This is a genomic window from Pedobacter gandavensis, assembly GCF_032677645.1.
Classification (GTDB): domain Bacteria; phylum Bacteroidota; class Bacteroidia; order Sphingobacteriales; family Sphingobacteriaceae; genus Pedobacter; species Pedobacter gandavensis_A.
Genome location: NZ_JAVTSB010000002.1, coordinates 175,313 through 193,658 on the forward strand (window position 1 = coordinate 175,313; position 18,346 = coordinate 193,658).

The window sequence follows — 18,346 nt, forward strand, 5'->3', positions numbered from 1 at the left end:
AAATGTGTTTTTAATTATCTCAATAGGGTTATTGTTCCTTTTTTAGTTGTTTTAGTACCGTCGTTCAACTCGGCTTCGAATTGGTAGACATAGACCCCATTAGGCTGTACCTGCCCTTTGTAAGTTCCATCCCATCCATTCTGAACGTTAGTAGACTCGAAAAGGAACTGACCCCATTGGTTATACAGTCGGAATCTCATTTTCGAGATGGTGTTTCCGTACACATACAATACATCGTTTTTACCATCATTATTTGGTGTGAATGTATTTGGTATGAAGATCTGATTACCGGCAGGGTTGTCTGCATTTGAATTGATGGTTGTGGCATCACTCATCTGACAAGCCAACTGACCGGTTGCCCTCACCTGGATGGTTACACCCTGATTTGGTTTTAAGCCGTTAATCACATGCGTAGTTCCGGTTATTCCTGAGCTTGGTGTTGTCCAGTTGCTACCACCGTCTACTGATACTTCGTATCCTCTGGCGCCTGTTATTGCAGGCCAGCTGAAGGTGACAGTTGATGCGGTAGCCGATTGTACGGAAACTGATGGTGCGGCAAGTTTTGGAAGAATGGTAATCGTTACTGCGCTGCGGGTACTGCTCAGACATCCCGTAAGGGTGTTTACACTGCCTACATAATAAGTAGTAGTGGCCGTTAATGCAGGCGTAGTAAAGGTTGTTCCTTCTGCTAAATGCGTACCATTTGTTTCTACACTGTACCAACGGTAAGTTAATGCCGGATCAGGATTGTTGACCCTTAATACCGCAGTGTTGCTGCTACATAATGGATCTACTGCACCTGACACCGATGTTGGTGGCGTTGGTAATGCTGATGGCGTAACCACTACTGCGGTACGGCTTGTGCTCGTACAAGTAGCTGTTGCTGCTTCTGCATAGAAGGTGGTGGTTGTGTTAATTACCGCCGTTGTAAAGTTAACACCGGTTCCCAGTGGAGATCCACCAGTTGGGTTACTGTACCAGTTGTAAGTGATTCCGGTTACCGGGTTAGTAATCGTCAGCACTGTTGTAGATCCTGAGCAGGTACTTACTGCTGCTGAGGCTACCGACGGTACTGCTGGTTTCACATTCACAATTACGGTTACTTTAACTCTTCCGCTTGCGATACCACATCCGGAAGTATTGGTTGCTAACAGGTAATAATCTTTAGTCAGGTTTAATACCCCTGTTTGTAAAGTTGATCCGCTACCTAATAAGGTACCTCCTGTTGCAGCGTCGTACCATTGGTAGGTAGTTCCTGTTCTTGGGGTTTGTACACTTAAAGTAACGCCATCACCTGCACAGATACCAGCACCAGCTCCGTTCACAATCACCGGTACTTCCGGTAATGGATTCACGGTTACGGTAATCACTTTCGCGGTACCAGGTAGATTTTCACATTTGTTGGCCCCTTTAACCGTCACATAATAAGTGGTGGTTGCAGTGAATACTTTTTCAAGTATTGGTCCTGTAAACACGGCATTTGTTAATGCTTCGTCCGTGTACCAGGTAAATACCGGATTGGTTACGCTAGTACTTGCTGCAGTTAATTTTACAGAAGTACCCTCACAAACCGTAGTTCCTCCGCCTGATAAGATCAGGTCTGAAGCCGTTGCCGGTGGATTCACAATCAGGGTTACAATTTTGGCATCGCCAGCTACATTCTCACATCTGTTTGAACCGGATACGGTTACATAGAAGGTAGTCGTTACTGTAACTGTTGGTTCGAATACCGGACCGTTTGCCACAGGAACTTTTAAGGCAGCATCACTATACCAGGTAAATACCGGACTGGTTACTTTATCAGCCGTAGCGGTTAATAAGGCTTTGGTACCGATACAGAACGGTGCAGTGTTACCAGCTACACTAATGTCGCCGGATACGCCTGTTGGGTTCACTTCGATGGTTACTGTTTTAGCACCTGAAGCGATGGTGTTTTCACATCTGTTTGTTCCACGTACCGTTACATAATAAGTAGTACTGGCACTCAATACAGGTTCAAACACCGGACCGCTGAAAGCTACATCCGTCAGGTTGGCATCGTTATACCAGGTAAATACCGGGTTAACTACATTAGGACTGCTTGCAGTAAGCTTCGCAGCTGATCCTTTACAGTAATTGCTATTGATACCGGTGATTGTAATATCAGCTGCTGTACCAGGCGTGTTTACGATCAGTGCAACAACTTCTGCATTACCGATATTGTTAGGACATTTATTATCTCCGCTAACGGTTACATAGAAGGTGGTATTTACCGTTACTATAGTTTCATAAACATTACCTCTGAATACTTCTTTAGTTAAGTCTTTGTCGCTATACCAGATAAATTTAGGGTTATCTACGGTAGTACTGCTTGCTGTTAATGTTGCTTTAGCACCTGCACAGAAAGGAGCACCATTACCGGTTACCGCAAGATCAGCATCAGTAGCTGGCGTATTTACGGTAATGGCCACTTCTTTTCCAGTTCCGGGAAGGTTTGGACATTTATTGTCGCCGCTCACACTCACATAATACGTAGTGCTTACGGTAACTACCGGCTCAAATACAGGGCCTACAAATTCTGGAACACCAGTTAAATTCGCATTCGTGTACCAGCTAAATACCGGATTCACTACACTAGGGCTGGTTGCTCTTAAGGTTGCTTTTGCTCCTGCGCAGAATGCTGTAGCTGCACCGTTTACGTTAATATCCGTTGAAGTTGCAGGTGGATTCACGGTAATGATTACCGTTTTCGCATTTGCTGCATTGTTTTCACATTTGTTTGTTCCGGTTACGGTGACATAGTAAGTGGTACTTACCGTAACTGTTGGTTTATACTCTGGTCCGGTAAATATTGGAGCGCCACCCAAATTAGGGTCTGTGTACCATTTAAATATCGGGTTATCTACTGTGATAGAGCTTGCAGTCAGGGTAGCGATGCTACCATTACAGAAACCTTTATCTACACCTGTTACCGTGATATCGGCAGCTGTTGCTCCAGGATTTACTTTGATGGTGATTTTTGTTCTTGCCGCAGTGCTGGTACATGAATTTGCATTTACCGCTTCTACGAAGAAATCATGATCGCCAACACTAAGGTTTGCCGAAGTTGTATAAGAAGCTGTATTTGCAGCTAATAATGTACCACCGGTTAAAGCGTCATACCAGTTGTAAGTTACTCCTGCTACTGCAGTTACGGCCAGGGTAGTTGCTGGTGAAGCCGGACAAATGGTTGTCGGGTTTCCTGCTACTGCTACCGGTGCATCCGGTGCTGGCAATATGTTTACTGTTACTTTGGTTTTTGCACTTTCGCAATTGTCGCGGGTTACCGTTACAAAGTAATCATAAGTACCTACCGCAAGGTTAGCTGCTGTAGTAAATGTTGGACCTGTCTGAGTTTCCGGAGTTGTTGATGTTCCTTTATACCATTTATAAGTGGCCGCAGCATCAGGGTTAAGTACGCTTAAAATAGCGGCAGTACTCACACAAGCGGAGACTGTAGCGTTGGCTACTTTCGGTGCTACCTGTACACGTTGAACATAGTTCAGGTCTACAGAACTTAACACGGCTACCAGACCAGATCTCAACCTCAATTCTACCCCGTCAAATTGTTTTTGTGGAACAAAAGAAAGGATACGACTTCCGTCATTACTTAAGAGATCTAAGGTGATTAAAGGATTGCTCGCGGTAATCATGTCACCGTTACTCACCAGGTTATTGAAAGTAGTGATTTCAATGGCAGATAGCACAGCAACATTCAGCAATTTACCAGGTGAAGTGATGCGGATACGAACCGTATCTCCAACATTCGATAATCTGGTAAATCCAACTTGCTGGTAAACCGAAGCGCCCAGGGCACCTACCGGCATCACCAGTGAAGAAGCAGAATTTGCATCGTTGTCTACTGCTCTTTCTTTATTAAATACATCAGTTAGTAAGGCTACGCCATCTACTCCTGATTTTACAGCAACCGAAGCAAATTCGCAAGGTGCATCTACCGGTATTGTTGCCGGTAAAATTGTTACGGTCACATTGGCTGCGGCCGAAACACATCCGCCAGGAACCTGAGCCGTTACATAATAAGTATTATTGATATTGGCGCCTGTAGTATTGGTAATCGGACCAGTCTGGAAGATCGCATTCGTAGACACCTGGTTTGTTAGATCTGCATCCGTATACCAGGTAAACACTGCGCCTGCTGTACTTGAACTTGCCGTTAATACTGCAGGTGTACCCGAAGCTACTGTTAATGCTGATGGTGTGATGATTGGTAATGTTAAAGCACCAAGACCGATAGTTGCAGTTGCTTTTGCACTGGTAATTCCTCCGCAGGAAGTTAAGGATGCTTCTACTGAATAAGAATCAGCAGCCAGTACGTTCTGGATGGTAAAAGTTACGCCATCCTTACCTACCTGATAAACATCGGCACTGTTGTACCATTTATAGACTACGCCTACGATCGGATCTTTTACTTCCAGGATTACATCGCTTCCCGGACAGGTTACCACGTTAGCCGTTACCAGCGTTGGTACTTCAGGTTTTGGCGTTACCGTTACTGATACTTTAGTTTTATAACTTTCGCAGGTTGCGCTATTTGCAGATACATAGAAAATGGTATTGGCATTTACCGTTGGGCTATAGCTTGGTCCTGTGAAAAGAACCGTTGCACCTGTGGCATCATACCATTTATAAGTAATACCTGCCGCCGGGTTTTGAACCGTTAAAGTAACCGGCTGACCTGCACATGCGGTTGGATTAGCAACAGCTAATGTTGGTGCAATCAGGATTCTTTGTGCATAGTTTAAGTTTACCGTGGTTAATACACCAGCAAGACCTGCATTCAATCTGATTTCTACCTGATCGAAAGCTTTGGTCGGTACAAAAGTAAGTAAGGCCTGATTGTCGTTACTCAACAGTACCAGGTTAACCAGGTTGTTGTTGATCGCCACAGCGTCATTGTTACTTGCAGCTCCGTTAAGGGTTCCGATTTCAATATTTGATAATAAACCAAGAGAAAGTAATCTACCAGGTGTATTTAACAATACTTTAACGGTATCACCCACTGTAGAAACGCTGCCAAAGTTAAGGCGTTGGTACACATAGGCACCTAATGCGCCAACCGGCATCACCAGGGATGAACCTGTTTGTGTATCGTTATCGAATGCCAGCTGAGGGTTAAATACATCAGAAAGCAAGGCTACTCCGATCACACCATGTGTTTCAGAAATTGCAGCCTGACATGGCACCGGGTTTGGATTACCTCCATTGTTTACGGTAATCGAAACCTGTACAAGACTGGCAGAAAGACAGCCGGTCAGGTTTGATTTTGCTTCTACATAATAAGTAGTGTTTACCGATAGCGGTGGGGTCACATAAGTTGGACCAGTATACGCAAGGGTAGTTCTGTTGGCGTCAGTATACCAGTTATAGGTTACATCAGCTGTTACCGGATTGATGTTTAGAATTACAGTTTGTCCGGCATTTACTGTAGTTGCAGAAGCCTGAACTTGTGGTAGGGCCACGATTGGGTTAACCGTCACCGGTACTGCCGTACGTGTAGAACCGCCACATCCAGGGCTGATTGCTTCTACATAATAGGTTGTATTTGCTGTTAATCCAGGGGTTACAAAAGTTGCACCCGTGAATACCGGAGTACCTCCGGCAGCTAAAGTGTACCAGTTGTAATTTAAGCCCGCCACTGCATTGCTCACCGTAAGACTAGCTGCGCTGCCATAACATACCGGAAGTACGGTTGCCAATACCGGCGCTGTTGGTGCAGGAGTAATCGTTACCGTAACCGGTACGCGGGTTGGATTTGGACAGTTGCCTCTGCTTACTTCAATATAATAAGTAGTGGTTGCATTTAAGATCGGGGTCGTAAAAGTTGAGCCTGTGAATAAGACTGTTCCGCTGTTTGCAGTGGCATACCATTTTAAATCGGTACCACCATTTGCAGTAGCAGTTAAAGTGGTTGTACTACCAGCACAAGTCGTCTGACCTGTAGCGGCTACTGTTGGATTTGGATAAATCACGGTAGCGCCATAAATGTCAAGGCTGTTCAGGGCCGAAACCAGTGCACCAAAACGAATTTCTATGCGGTCATAAACGCCCGTTGCAGGGATGGTTAATTGCGCTCTGTTAGGATTTAACAGGGAAAGGTGGATCAATGACGAATTTAAAGGGTAGCTTTTTACAAGTGTAGTACCATTATAAATGTTAGCTACAGCACTACCCAATACACCTACATCAGCTAATCCAACAGAAGCACCAATATCCAGACGGATACTATCTGCAGCGTTACCTGGATTTGCAAAGATTAAACGTTGGTAACCGTTTGCACCTACACCTACCGTTAAATGAATGGTGGTAAAAGTAGCCGGATCTGCATCGGTAGAACCTCCCGCATCGTTAACGTTACACAACAGACAAATACCGTCTATGCCGGTTTCTTGTTTGTTTGCCGCATTACAATTCGCATTGGTTGGGATTGGCGTTACAGTTACAGTTACCGGAACTCTGGTTGCACTAACACAACCTGATGCATTTTGAGTTTGAATATAATAAGTAGTACTTCCTGTTAATGCTGGTGTAGTAAAGCTGCCACCAGTTTGTAAGGCTGTTCCGCCTGTTGAGTTGGCGAACCAGCTGATGGTATTTCCTGCATCAGCAGTAGCTTGTATCGTTGCTGTTTGTCCGGCAGAGATAATTTGATTGGCAGTAACCACTGCTAAAGCTGGTGCCGGGCTCACGGTGATCGTTACCGCAGTACGGTTACTCACTGCTGTACCAGAAACCGCTTCTACATAATACGTAGTGTTGGTTGTTAATGCTGGTGTAGTAAAGGAATTACCAGTAAAGACCGGTGTGTTTCCTGTTGCTCCGTACCATCTATAAGTAACGCCGCTTAGTATATTGGTTGGGGTTAATGTGGCTGTTGTACCGGCACAAGTGCTGGTTGAAGCGACTACCGGATCCCCTACTTTTACTTTAATGACAAAGTCGGTAGTTGTAGAATTGCCGGCTGCATCTTTAGCCGTGATCTGGAAGGTAAACGTTCCACCAGTTGTTGGCGTACCAGACAAGGTGTTTGTTGCCGGGTCGAAGTTTAATCCATTTGGCAGATTTGCCGCCGTATAAGTATAAGGTGCAGTTCCACCGCTTACTGATGGTAAGATTACCGGAGGATAGGCTGTGCCTACTGTTCCGTCAGCTAAAGTTGCTGATGGTAATGACAAAGCACCGATCACCCTTAAAGCATAAGTATTGCTTGCTGTAGTTCCGGCAGCATCTGTAACCGTTACAGAAACGCTGTATAAACCGGACTGTGCAGGTGTTCCGCTAATAATTCTGGTTAGTGGATCAAAGGTTAGGTCTAAAGGTAGGTTGGTTGCGGCATAAGTGTATGGTCCGGTTCCGCCAGTTGCAGCAGGAATAGTCTGAGGCGTATAAGGTATACCTACATTTCCATCCGCAAGTGTTGCCGGAGGAAGTACCAGTGCAGGGCCAACAGTTATTGGATAGTTGTTGGTTGCTGTTTTACCATCAGCATCGGTTACCGTAACGACTACCGTATATGGTCCGGCTGTAGTTGGGATTCCGGTTACTTCACGGGTACTGGTGTTAAAGCTAAGTCCTGGAGCAAGGCCAGTTGCCGCATAAGTATATGGGCCTGTTCCGCCTATAGCTTCAGGGATTCTTTGTGTAGGATAGTTGATGCCTACTGTACCATTAGCCAAAGTTGCCGGAGGTAATACCAACAGGTCTTTCACTACAATCGTATAATTCTGAGTGATGGTATTTCCATTGGCATCGGTTACCGTAACCAGGATCGGGTAAGTACCCGCTTTGGTTGGTGTACCGGAAATACCCGGAGTCGCATTATTAAAGGTTAATCCCGGAGGCGTATTGGTTGCCACATAGGTATAAGGCCCCGTTCCTCCTGTGGCTACAGGAAGGAGTTGGTTTGGATAAAGCACCGTTACCGTTCCATTAGGCAATGTTGCCGCAGGAAGCGTTAATGCTGAAGTTAGTTTTAAGTTAAAAGCGGTTGTTGCAATACATCCTTTGCTGTCTGTAGCAATCACCGAGAAATTATAATCGGTTGTTGCGTTCGCAGTTGGTGTTCCGCTGATCAATCCTGTGGTCGACAAGCTTAATCCTGCCGGCAGGTTGCCCAGTCCGGGAGCCAGCGTATAAGTGAAGGCTGGTGTACCACCGGTAGCCGCAGTAATTTGTTTTGAATATGGAGAAGATGCGGTTGCATTGTTTAAGGTACTTGCGGCAAATACAATCGCAGGGTTCACGTTTACCGTAACCGGTACGCGGTCTGTATTGGCACAACCTCCTCTGCTTACTTCTACATAATAAATCGTGGTAGCTGTTAGTCCGGTTGGCGAATAGGTATTACCCGTTGCCAGTGTTGCTCCTCCGCTTGGATTTGCATACCAGTTCAGGATGATCCCTGCTGCTGGTGTAGCTACCAGATTCGCTGTTGCTCCTGAACAGATGTCTTTTCCGGTAGCCGCGATTACTGGATTTGGATAGATGACTTCCGCAGCATAAACATACAATGAAGTTAATGCGGATACTACCCCACCCACTCTTAGTTCTACCCTGTCATAGATTGCTCCGGCAGGAATAGTGACTTTAGCGGTTTTATTGTCCAGCAATTGCAGGTTGATCAATCCGGAGTTCAGGTTATAAGTACTGACCACGGTATTGCCGTTCATCACATTCACCACAGTTCCTCCCAATACAGAAAGATCTGCTAATCCACCTGGTGTTCCCAAGATGAAACGGATGCTATCCGTAGCTACTCCTGCTACCGGAAAAATCAGGCGCTGGTAAGCTGCTGCGGCTACACCTACATTGACACGAATTTCGCTAAAGGTAGCTGGATCTGAATCGATGGCATTGATTGGATTGCTCACGCCACATAAAAGGCAAAGCAGGCCTTCCACTCCGTTGGTTTGTGCGGTTGGACTTTTACAGTTCAATGCAGGAACTACGCCCGCGATGGTTACTGTTACCGGCTTGCGATTTACACTCACACAACCACCCGCGCCAAGTGTTTCTACGAAATAGGTAGTTGCGGTTGTTAATGGAGGTGTAGTGAAGGTGGCGCCGGTTGCAATTGGTGTACCACCTGATGAAGCCAGGTACCAGTTGATGGTGCTCCCTGCTGTTGGTGCAATGGCGGTAAGTGTTGCCGTTTGTCCGCTACTGATGATGACATTGGTCACCGACAATTCTGCGTCTGCCGGAATGGCACTTACGGTAATGGTGGCTGCTGTTCTCCTCGCACTTAAACAAGTACCGCGAACACCTTCCACGTAATAAGTTGTATTTTCGGTTAAAGCAGCAGTGGTGAATGAACTACCTGTAAAAACAGGAGCGCCACCGCTGGAAGCCGTATACCAGTTGTAAACTACGTCTGCTTCTGCGTTGGTTACCGTAAAAATACCCGGCGAGCCCGCACAAATCGCATTTGCGGTAACTGTAGGTTGAACCGGAACCGCAGTTACGTTAACCGTTACACTGTCCAGGTCTGATTCAGAAACACATCCGGCTTTCTTTGCAGACACGTAATACGTGTAAGCACCCGGAAGCACTCCTGTTTCGGTGTAGGTTCCTGTATCACTCGTGCCACGAAATCCTTTAGTGCTGGTCGGAATTCTACGATAAAAGCTATACGTAAATCCGCTGACCGGGTTGGTCACGTTTAAAGTGACACTATTTCCGCAGACCGCAGCTAAGGCCGCACCATTGGTTGCTCCCGCAAAGGTTGGTTTGGCTACTGTTTGTTCTACCTCATGGACATTTAAACCACCAGCCAGCAAGTTTCCACCTACGTTAAGAAAGTTGGTGATGCTGATTTTAATACGATCAAATGGAAGACCCGGTGTAAAAAACACGGGAATTACTTTTTCATTGGCAAATAAGGTGAGCAGATCAAGGCCAATCAGAGAACTGATGGACCGCTCGCTACCTACTGGTGTATTCCCATTATAGGCCTGAAATTTTATATTGTTAAACAAGCCGAGGTTAAGCAGGCTTGCAGGAACAGAAACTGAAACTTTCGCCACATCGCTTGCCGTTGACAATTGATTGAAGAAAACAATTTGTGAAGTTGTATTTCCAAGTCCGACTAAACCCGTTTGTAATTGAGTTGCCGTACTTAATTGCTGATCTACTGAAAATGTAGGATTTTTTACCAAAGTCGATAGACTTACATTAACGCCTGTGCTCTCCCCTACACTGGCAAAAGCAGAAGTTCCGCAACTTGCTGATCCCATTGTAAAAGCATTATAAACGTTCATACTTACTGATCCATCAGTAATAGCCAGAAGCTTTGGTACGAAACTTAGCCTGATACGGACAGAATTATAGGCATCTGTTGAGGTAACTGCAAAATAATTATTGCCCTGGCCATCCTGAACAATCGCGGCCGTTACATTAGCGTCAGGCACTTTAGTTCCGACACTACCCGCTGCCGCCCCTGAATAAGCATCCAGCTTGACGATATCAGTCTTCAGTAAACCTGTCAGATCACTTACAAGACCTAATAAATCCAGGTTCAACCCAGCCTTTACGATTGGATCAAAACGGATAAACGTAGTTTGTCCGGGACTGAGGGGTTGTGGAAACTTGAGTTGCAACCATGCTTCTCCAACTGAACCCAGAACCAGGGTCGCAGAAAAGTTAGCCTTTAATGTTGCAAAAGTCAGATCGCCTATTGCCGCATTTCCTTCATTAACCACCGAACCTCCATCAGGATTAGGTGTAGGTGCAGACGGAAACAGCCCAATCGCAGCTTTCGTTACTCCGCTAGAGGGCGGTACTGTTGCATAATTTTTCGTCTGTGCATACGATTTAAAATTATTTAACGTTAATAAGACACAACTTATAAGAATAAAAATTATTACCTTTAAGTTTCTAAGCATGCCCGGGAGGGTAGATGTAGATTTCATAGGAGCGGAATTGGAACTATTTAATTATACTTTAGTGCAATTTTAGTCATACCTGCGTTCCTAAGGCTTGTTCGAATTGTTCATTTAAGCAAATTGGAATGAATTTCCTGTTCATTCTGTTCATTTTGCTGTGAGCCAATTTTCCGTTTTGCGTAAAAACCCGTATAAAAACCTAATCAGCAGGTATTTATACTGAACACACGTATTATGTTCGTTTTTTACTTGATTTACCCCTGTTCATTATTGTGTTGAAAGCATTATATTCGTTTAGTTTAAGCAATTAACGCCACTCAGCCTACTTATGGAGGATATATTTACCCTAAATGAAGTGAAGAGTCTTATTCTGGTGAAAACGGGAATTCGGACCATCACTCCTGCTGATTGTAAAAGGATCTCCATTGAAATCAGCAAAACACTCAATAAAAACGTCAGCGAGACGACCATCAAACGCTTGTTTGGTTTTGCTGTTGTTAAGCATAATTTTTCCAAATTTACACTGACTACCCTTGCGGAATATGTAAACAAGGAAGATCCAAAAAGCTGGACTAATGCCCTACCTGCCAACGCTCAGGCTCCTGTACAGACCTGGTCTGACATCCGTTCGAATGCGAAAAAAATAACAAACTTCACACTAAAAGGCATCAGGAACAGATCTGGTATTCCCTATGAAATGACGATCAGCAGAAAGTTTGCTGAACATGATTTTGAAGACTTCTTTAAAAGCGATCATAGTTTTACTTGTTTTATTTCCCAGCCAGGTTATGGCAGAACGATCCTGTTAAGCCATTTAATAGAACAGTTTTTTCAGGCGGAAACGGCTTCCCATTCAGACTCAACAGCCTTGTTCATTACGGCCAGTACTATTTTCAACCCGGATCAACACCACCTTAGTTTTGAAGACCGTCTGAAAATACAACTGGGCATCCCCCATCAGGAGAGCCTGCTGGAGCATATCAGTGAAAACTATAAAGCTACCGGCAAAAAATTCGTGGTGGTGATCGATGGTTTTTCTGAAGTGATGGTGAAACGGGATCTAAAAAAACAGATGTTTGAAAACATCATTAGCTTTATCTGTGCCATTGAACACAATGATGCTATAAAGTTGGTGATGAGTATGCGCTCTACCACCTGGATGAGGTTTTATGATTGTATCAGACATTCGGCTTTTTTAAGGTCTAAATGGTTTTCAGGGAATTATTTCAACCACAATGAAGTGTCTAATGTCCCTCCCCTAACGGGTCAGGAAATAGACCGGATCATTCATAAAATCAATAAATCGGATGTCCATGACTTAAATCCGAAGCTTAAAACACAATTAAAGTTCCCTTTATATATACAGCTGTATTATCAGCTGAAAGAAGAAGATCCTTATTTCAATTATTCCAGCAGCATTACTTTCCATGAATTGATTTCGAGATTCATTCAGGAAAAGATCTATAAATCCAATTATTACACGGAGAAGATCTTGTTTCTAAAGAAGGTAATTCAGCTCACAGAATATGGCAAGAAAGCAAATGCAGTTCCGAAAGACCTGCTGATTGCGGAGTTGTCGGCCTTTAAGAATGCCTATATGGAACTGGTTTCCGAAGGTATTCTAGTGGAGGAAAAAAGTCAGGATGATTACCAGCCAAGGGAATTTGTGCGTTTTATCTATCCGCATATCTTCGAATATTTTCTATTTATAGAGTTACTGGAAAAGTTTCATTTACAGGTCAACTGGACTTTCTTTGAATTTATCCAACGTAATTATGAGAGTAATAATGTACGTTTTCACCTGTTACAATGGACGATTCGTTTTATCATCAGGATTGGCGATTTCAGTGCATTAGCACATATATTTGATCTGGATCTCAATCATTTTGAGCGCAATTACCTGATTTTATTTATCGCTGAAAACATCAGATTCCGTTCCAGATACAGTCCGGATACGTTTAAATTGCTGACAGAACATAAGCTACATGACATCCTGATCAAACAACTGATCAATTTTGATTTTGTAGATTCCTGTTATAAAGAAGCCGTCAATGTACTGGCAGAGGTTGCCGACAGTGATGAGAACAGGGCTATTTATGAGAGTATTCTGGCCATTTTTGATGTACTGAGCATGGATCAGGACAATATTGCGATCAGGCTGACAAAAATCGCAGCAATGGATTTAGCCGGCTGGCCGATCAGTCCTTATGAGGTTTGCTGGCTGATTTACTTAAAACTTAGTAACCGGCCCGACACCTCCCACCCACTCATCCGTGATCTGGAAAACTTCAAATATCCAATGACGGAAAACAGAGCCGTCATTGACACCAGACAGGGTATTTCTTACCTGCTGCTGCTGATGCTCAATAAGTTCTATGGTCCGGAAGAAGGCACACTGAAAATCATTCAGCGCATCACGAAGCTGCATCCCAGAATGTTTTCGAGAAGGTCTCCTTTTTCCATCTTTATGATGACCATATTAGGCATCTCCAATTCTAAAGTTAATCCGGGAAAGAAAACAGATCAGCTGGAGCATATTTTAGCAAGAATCCATGAGAACAAGTCTAGATTCAGGCTAACAGAATACTCTGAATGTATGTTTAGGTTAATGATGGCCAATCAATTGAGGTTGCGTGGGGAATTTGTAAAAGCTTATGAGTATTCCAATGAAAGTCTACAGATTTTCAAAAGAAACGAACTCAATCTGAACTGCATTATGGCCTATGACCTGATGATTTCGATCTTCCAGGACTTGCATGATACGGTCAAGGTGAATGAGTATAAGTATGAAAGGCTATGTTTTATGGAGGAAAGAAAAATCCCGCATCGTTTATTAGTCACGGTGGGATAGTTTTCATTTGACTTATTATCAAAGTTCATTATCAATAGAAAAGGGCCTGCGCTTCAAGAACAGACCCTTTTCAATGTACAGGTTAAATCAACCCTTCTCTTACGCATAAACTGATCAGTTCAGAGCTGGTTTTTACGCCAGACTTCCTGATGATGTTTTTGCGGTGCGAATGCACAGTATGCAGGGAGATAAACAGCGTATCCGCGATCTCTTCACTTTTATTACCGAGTGCAATCAGCTTAATGATTTCCATTTCTCTTTTGCTAAACTGCAGGTTTAGAGATAGGTTTTCCGGTTCCGGATTAAGGGTGACCGGCCAGGCTTTCTTCGTACCCATGGTATCTACCAGGGAAGGAATGTAATTGTTTACCGAGGTAATGTGGTTCACATTGGTATGAATGTGCAATACCTGAGCAATACGGCCCGAATCATCTTTAGTAAGATAAACAGACTCATTATGAAAGAGTTCATAACTGCCGTCTGCCATTTTAAACCTCAGGCAATAAGAGGTTTTGTAATAAGTTTTAATGTTTTCTTTATTCATTTGATCCAACATGAAGCGGACGCTTGCCGATTCTGTCTGAGCCACATAATTGACATCCGCCGGATGTATGCGGCCTAAGATATCATCTACTGTGGCAGATGTTGGGTCCAGACCTAAAACGGCTGCAATGCCGGGATCTACATATTTGATTTTTTTATCGCAAAAATCTACTACATAGTAAAAGTTTCCGGAGCTAAGAAATGAGGGTAGATACTGATCTAAGTTCAATTCAGGCAGGGCTATAGTCGAACGTGTATAAAAATCACTATACCTGTTCCAGGTATCGTAAATGACGTTGTTATTAGATTCCATAAGGTTAATTAAATAGATTAAAAAAATAAAAAAGCTCGTTTTTTACCTTTTTTAAAAATGTAAAATTGTAGTGCGGAGGGTTAATCTAGCTTACCCCCTTGCGGCTACCAGATACAATTATTCATTAACAGATAGACCTCTAAAGATTGGTTTTCGTGTTGTGTACTGGTTTCGCTGACGACTCGTGAAGCGAAAGAATTAAGAGAAATTTTTAACATTGTAAATAGGGATTAGATTAATAATTATGGATTGATTAGATTCATATTTAAAAGGATATAACTCATGCTTTTTTTCATTTGCATCATCTTTTTCCAAATCAAAAACTATCATTTCCTGCCGGGATGCGCAAATAACGAGCAGCCTCCTCAGAAGGTATCAACAAAGTGACAATTGAAAAACGATACAAATGAAAGATTATTGCTTCGATTGAAGAGCAATAGCGATTGGAAAGGGTTAAACTAAAGATGAGCATCGGCATAAAAAACGAGTTATTTTAATTTAAAAGAAATTCAAGTGATTCACAAGCCCTGAGCATATATAGGCTCAAGGGATTTGAACTTCTAATGCGCAATGAACCGCAAAAATTAATCCAAGTACCCAAAAAAAGCATCCCTATAACTAGTGATTTTGTTGAACCTGGATTCGACAAATGGATTACACGTAGTTAAAAGGATGCTTTTATATTTATTTATGAAATTTTCGGGAGATTAAAACCCCCGGAATCTGATACTTACCGGAAATGACAGTTTTTAAAGCTCTATAATTGTGTCAAATAGCTACAAAACTGTCACGAAATCCGGAAACCTGCACACAAAGACCAGATATTCTTCTTCAAAAAAGTCATTAGAGAAAATACGACTAAAAATATTATAAACTATCCTGAAAATAAGAAGACAAAATAGTTAAATAAAATACACGAGATTTCTCTATTTAATCATTTTCAACAGGTAAGCTCCATAGCCACTTTTCACTAAAGGGGCAGCAATTGCCGACAGCTGTTCTTTGCCAATAAAGTTCATTCGGTAAGCGACTTCTTCAATACAGCCGATCTTTAGTCCCTGGCGTTCTTCGATGACCTGTACAAACTGACCAGCCTGCATTAAGGAATCAAAAGTGCCGGTATCTAACCAGGCTGTTCCACGGCTTAATACGCCGACTTTAAGCTTGCCCTGCTCCAGATAGACCTTATTTACGTCTGTAATCTCATACTCCCCTCTTGGAGAAGGTTTGATGTTCTTCGCAATTTCTACTACAGAATTGTCGTAGAAATACAGTCCGGGAACCGCATAATCAGATTTAGGATTTACTGGTTTCTCTTCAATTGATACTGCCTTTTTGTTTTCATCGAATTCTACAACGCCGTAACGTTCAGGATCTGAGACCTGATAAGCGAAAACGACCCCACCTTCAGGATCTGCGCTACTTTGCAGTAGTTTAGCCATTCCATCTCCGTAAAAGATATTGTCTCCTAAAACCAATGCCACTTTGTCTGTTCCGATAAAATCGGCACCAATCACAAAGGCCTGAGCCAAACCATTGGGTTGCTCTTGCACCGCATAAGAGAATTTACAGCCCAGCTGACTTCCGTCGCCCAGTAGTTTCTCAAAATTAGGCAGGTCATGCGGTGTAGAGATGATCAGAATTTCGTTAATTCCGGCAAGCATCAGTGTGGACAATGGATAGTAAATCATCGGCTTATCATAAACCGGCATCATTTGCTTACTCATCACCAGGGTTAAGGGATGCAGACGTGTTCCACTTCCCCCGGCAAGTATAATTCCTTTCATGTATTGGTTATTTTATGGCGTGAATACACTTAACCAGGCTGTCTCTCCAATAAGGAATCTCAAGGTTAAATGCAGTTTTTATTTTAGTTTTATCCATCACCGAGAAGGCTGGACGGCGGGCTTTGGTTGGGTAAGCACTGGTAGGAATGGGATAAACCCTGACTTCTGTTGCACTGATTTCGAAGATTGCTTTCGCGAAATCGTACCAGGAACATAATCCTTCATTACTATAATGGTAGGTTCCGTAAGCTTTATTATCGGAAGCAATTACGTTTAGGATCACTGCAGCCAGGTCTACACCATAAGTTGGCGTTCCTACCTGATCTACGATAATGCTCAGTTCATCGCGTTCTGCACCTAGTTTAAGCATCGTTTTTACAAAATTCCCCGCGAATTCTGAATACAGCCAGCTGGTGCGCAAGATATAATGCGCATCCAGCTGCTGCGCGATTTCCAGCTCCCCCTGGAGTTTTGTTTTCCCGTAAACATTGATCGGCACTGCCGGATCTGTTTCTTTTAACAAAGCCGGGATATTCCCTTCAAAGACAAAATCCGTAGAAATATGAATCAGCGTCGCCTTAAATTCTACACAAAGCAGGGCCAGATTTGCGGCCCCTGTACTGTTGATTTTTTCGCAAAGTTCAGGTTCGTCTTCGGCTTTATCTACGGCAGTATAAGCTGCACAATTGACCACAAACTCAGGCGATTCGCTGGTAAACACCCCCCTCAGTACTTCCAGATCCAGGATATTGCCTTCGATTTCATCGAGATAAACAAAATCCTGTAGCTTATGCGTTGTAGTTAATTTGCTGAGACATTGTCCAAGCTGGCCGATTCCGCCAAAAACGATTACCTTTCCTTTATTGCTCATTATATTCGTATTGTTGTTTATAGTAGTCCTGATAATTCCCTGAGGTTACATTTTCTAACCATTCGTCATTTTCAAGATACCAATCTACGGTTTTTGCCAGACCTTCTTCAAATTGTAGCGAAGGTGTCCAGTTCAGTTCAGTTTGTAATTTTCCAGAGTCAATTGCATAACGAAGATCATGCCCTGCGCGATCCGTTACATAGGTAATTAATGCGGCAGAACTTCCGGCTTCACGGCCTAATTTCTCGTCCATAATGCGGCATAATAAATGAATCAGGTCTATGTTTTTCCATTCATTATGGCCACCAATATTATAGGTATCGCCAGCTTTAGCCTGATGAAAGATCCGGTCTATGGCCGAAGCATGGTCTTCTACCCAAAGCCAGTCGCGGATATTCTCCCCTTTTCCATATACCGGAACGGGTTTATTATTCTTGATGTTATTGATCGCCAATGGGATTAATTTCTCCGGAAAATGATGAGATCCATAATTATTAGAACAGTTGGAAATCACCACATCCAGTCCGTAAGTATCATGGTAAGCGCGCACAAAATGGTCAGAACTCGCTTTTGAAGCTGAATAAGGGCTGTGTGGATCGTAAGCTGTGGTTTCTGTAAACATCCCTGTTTCGCCCAAAGAGCCATAGACTTCATCTGTACTTACATGGTAAAAACGGTGATTTTCATAATCGCCTTTCCAGCTTTCTTTTGCTGCATTTAACAAATTTACGGTCCCGATCACATTGGTCATCACGAATTCCATAGGGTTGCTGATGGAGCGATCTACATGCGATTCTGCCGCCAGATGAATCACTGCATCAGGTTTTTCAGCTTGAAAAAGTTCGCTTATAAATGCCGCATCAGTGATGTCTCCTTTGATGAAACGGTAATTAGGGGCATCTTCTAAATCGGTCAGGTTCAACAGATTCCCTGCATAGGTTAGTTTATCCAGGTTAATAATCTGGTAATCAGCATAATTTTTAATAAACTGTCTGACTACATGAGAGCCAATAAAACCCGCTCCCCCGGTAATTAAAATCTTTTTCATCATTCTTTATAGGT

General features: G+C 43.2%; 6 protein-coding genes. 1 reads left to right on the forward strand and 5 read right to left on the reverse strand.

Features of this window, described 5'->3' with window-relative positions:
* Nucleotides 1–14: 14 nt before the first annotated feature.
* Nucleotides 15–10,946, reverse strand: coding sequence for a putative Ig domain-containing protein (locus R2Q66_RS04255; protein ID WP_316746765.1), 10,932 nt, complete (start codon nucleotides 10,944–10,946; stop codon nucleotides 15–17).
* 301 nt (nucleotides 10,947–11,247) lie between these two features.
* Between R2Q66_RS04255 and R2Q66_RS04260 the strand changes: the two genes are divergently transcribed.
* Nucleotides 11,248–13,770, forward strand: coding sequence for a hypothetical protein (locus R2Q66_RS04260; RefSeq protein WP_316746766.1), 2,523 nt, complete (start codon nucleotides 11,248–11,250; stop codon nucleotides 13,768–13,770).
* An 82-nt stretch (nucleotides 13,771–13,852) separates the two neighbouring features.
* Here the strand turns inward: R2Q66_RS04260 and R2Q66_RS04265 are convergent, their stop codons facing one another.
* The 4 genes from R2Q66_RS04265 to rfbB all read right to left on the reverse strand — a co-directional run bounded on the left by R2Q66_RS04265 (nucleotide 13,853) and on the right by rfbB (nucleotide 18,332).
* Nucleotides 13,853–14,626: a LuxR C-terminal-related transcriptional regulator gene (locus R2Q66_RS04265; RefSeq protein WP_316746767.1), complete on the reverse strand. Its 774-nt coding sequence runs from the start codon at nucleotides 14,624–14,626 to the stop codon at nucleotides 13,853–13,855.
* A 926-nt stretch (nucleotides 14,627–15,552) separates the two neighbouring features.
* Nucleotides 15,553–16,413: a glucose-1-phosphate thymidylyltransferase RfbA gene (gene rfbA, locus R2Q66_RS04270; RefSeq protein WP_316746768.1), complete on the reverse strand. Its 861-nt coding sequence runs from the start codon at nucleotides 16,411–16,413 to the stop codon at nucleotides 15,553–15,555.
* 7 nt (nucleotides 16,414–16,420) lie between these two features.
* Nucleotides 16,421–17,284 carry a dTDP-4-dehydrorhamnose reductase gene (rfbD, locus tag R2Q66_RS04275; protein ID WP_316746769.1) on the reverse strand — a complete coding sequence of 288 codons (864 nt, stop codon included), beginning with the start codon at nucleotides 17,282–17,284 and terminating at the stop codon, nucleotides 16,421–16,423.
* The gene (gene rfbB, locus R2Q66_RS04280; RefSeq protein WP_316747040.1) at nucleotides 17,274–18,332 is read right to left on the reverse strand and encodes a dTDP-glucose 4,6-dehydratase; all 1,059 of its coding nucleotides are present in this window, start codon (nucleotides 18,330–18,332) and stop codon (nucleotides 17,274–17,276) included. Before rfbB ends, rfbD begins: the two co-directional genes overlap by 11 nt.
* Nucleotides 18,333–18,346: the final 14 nt, after the last annotated feature.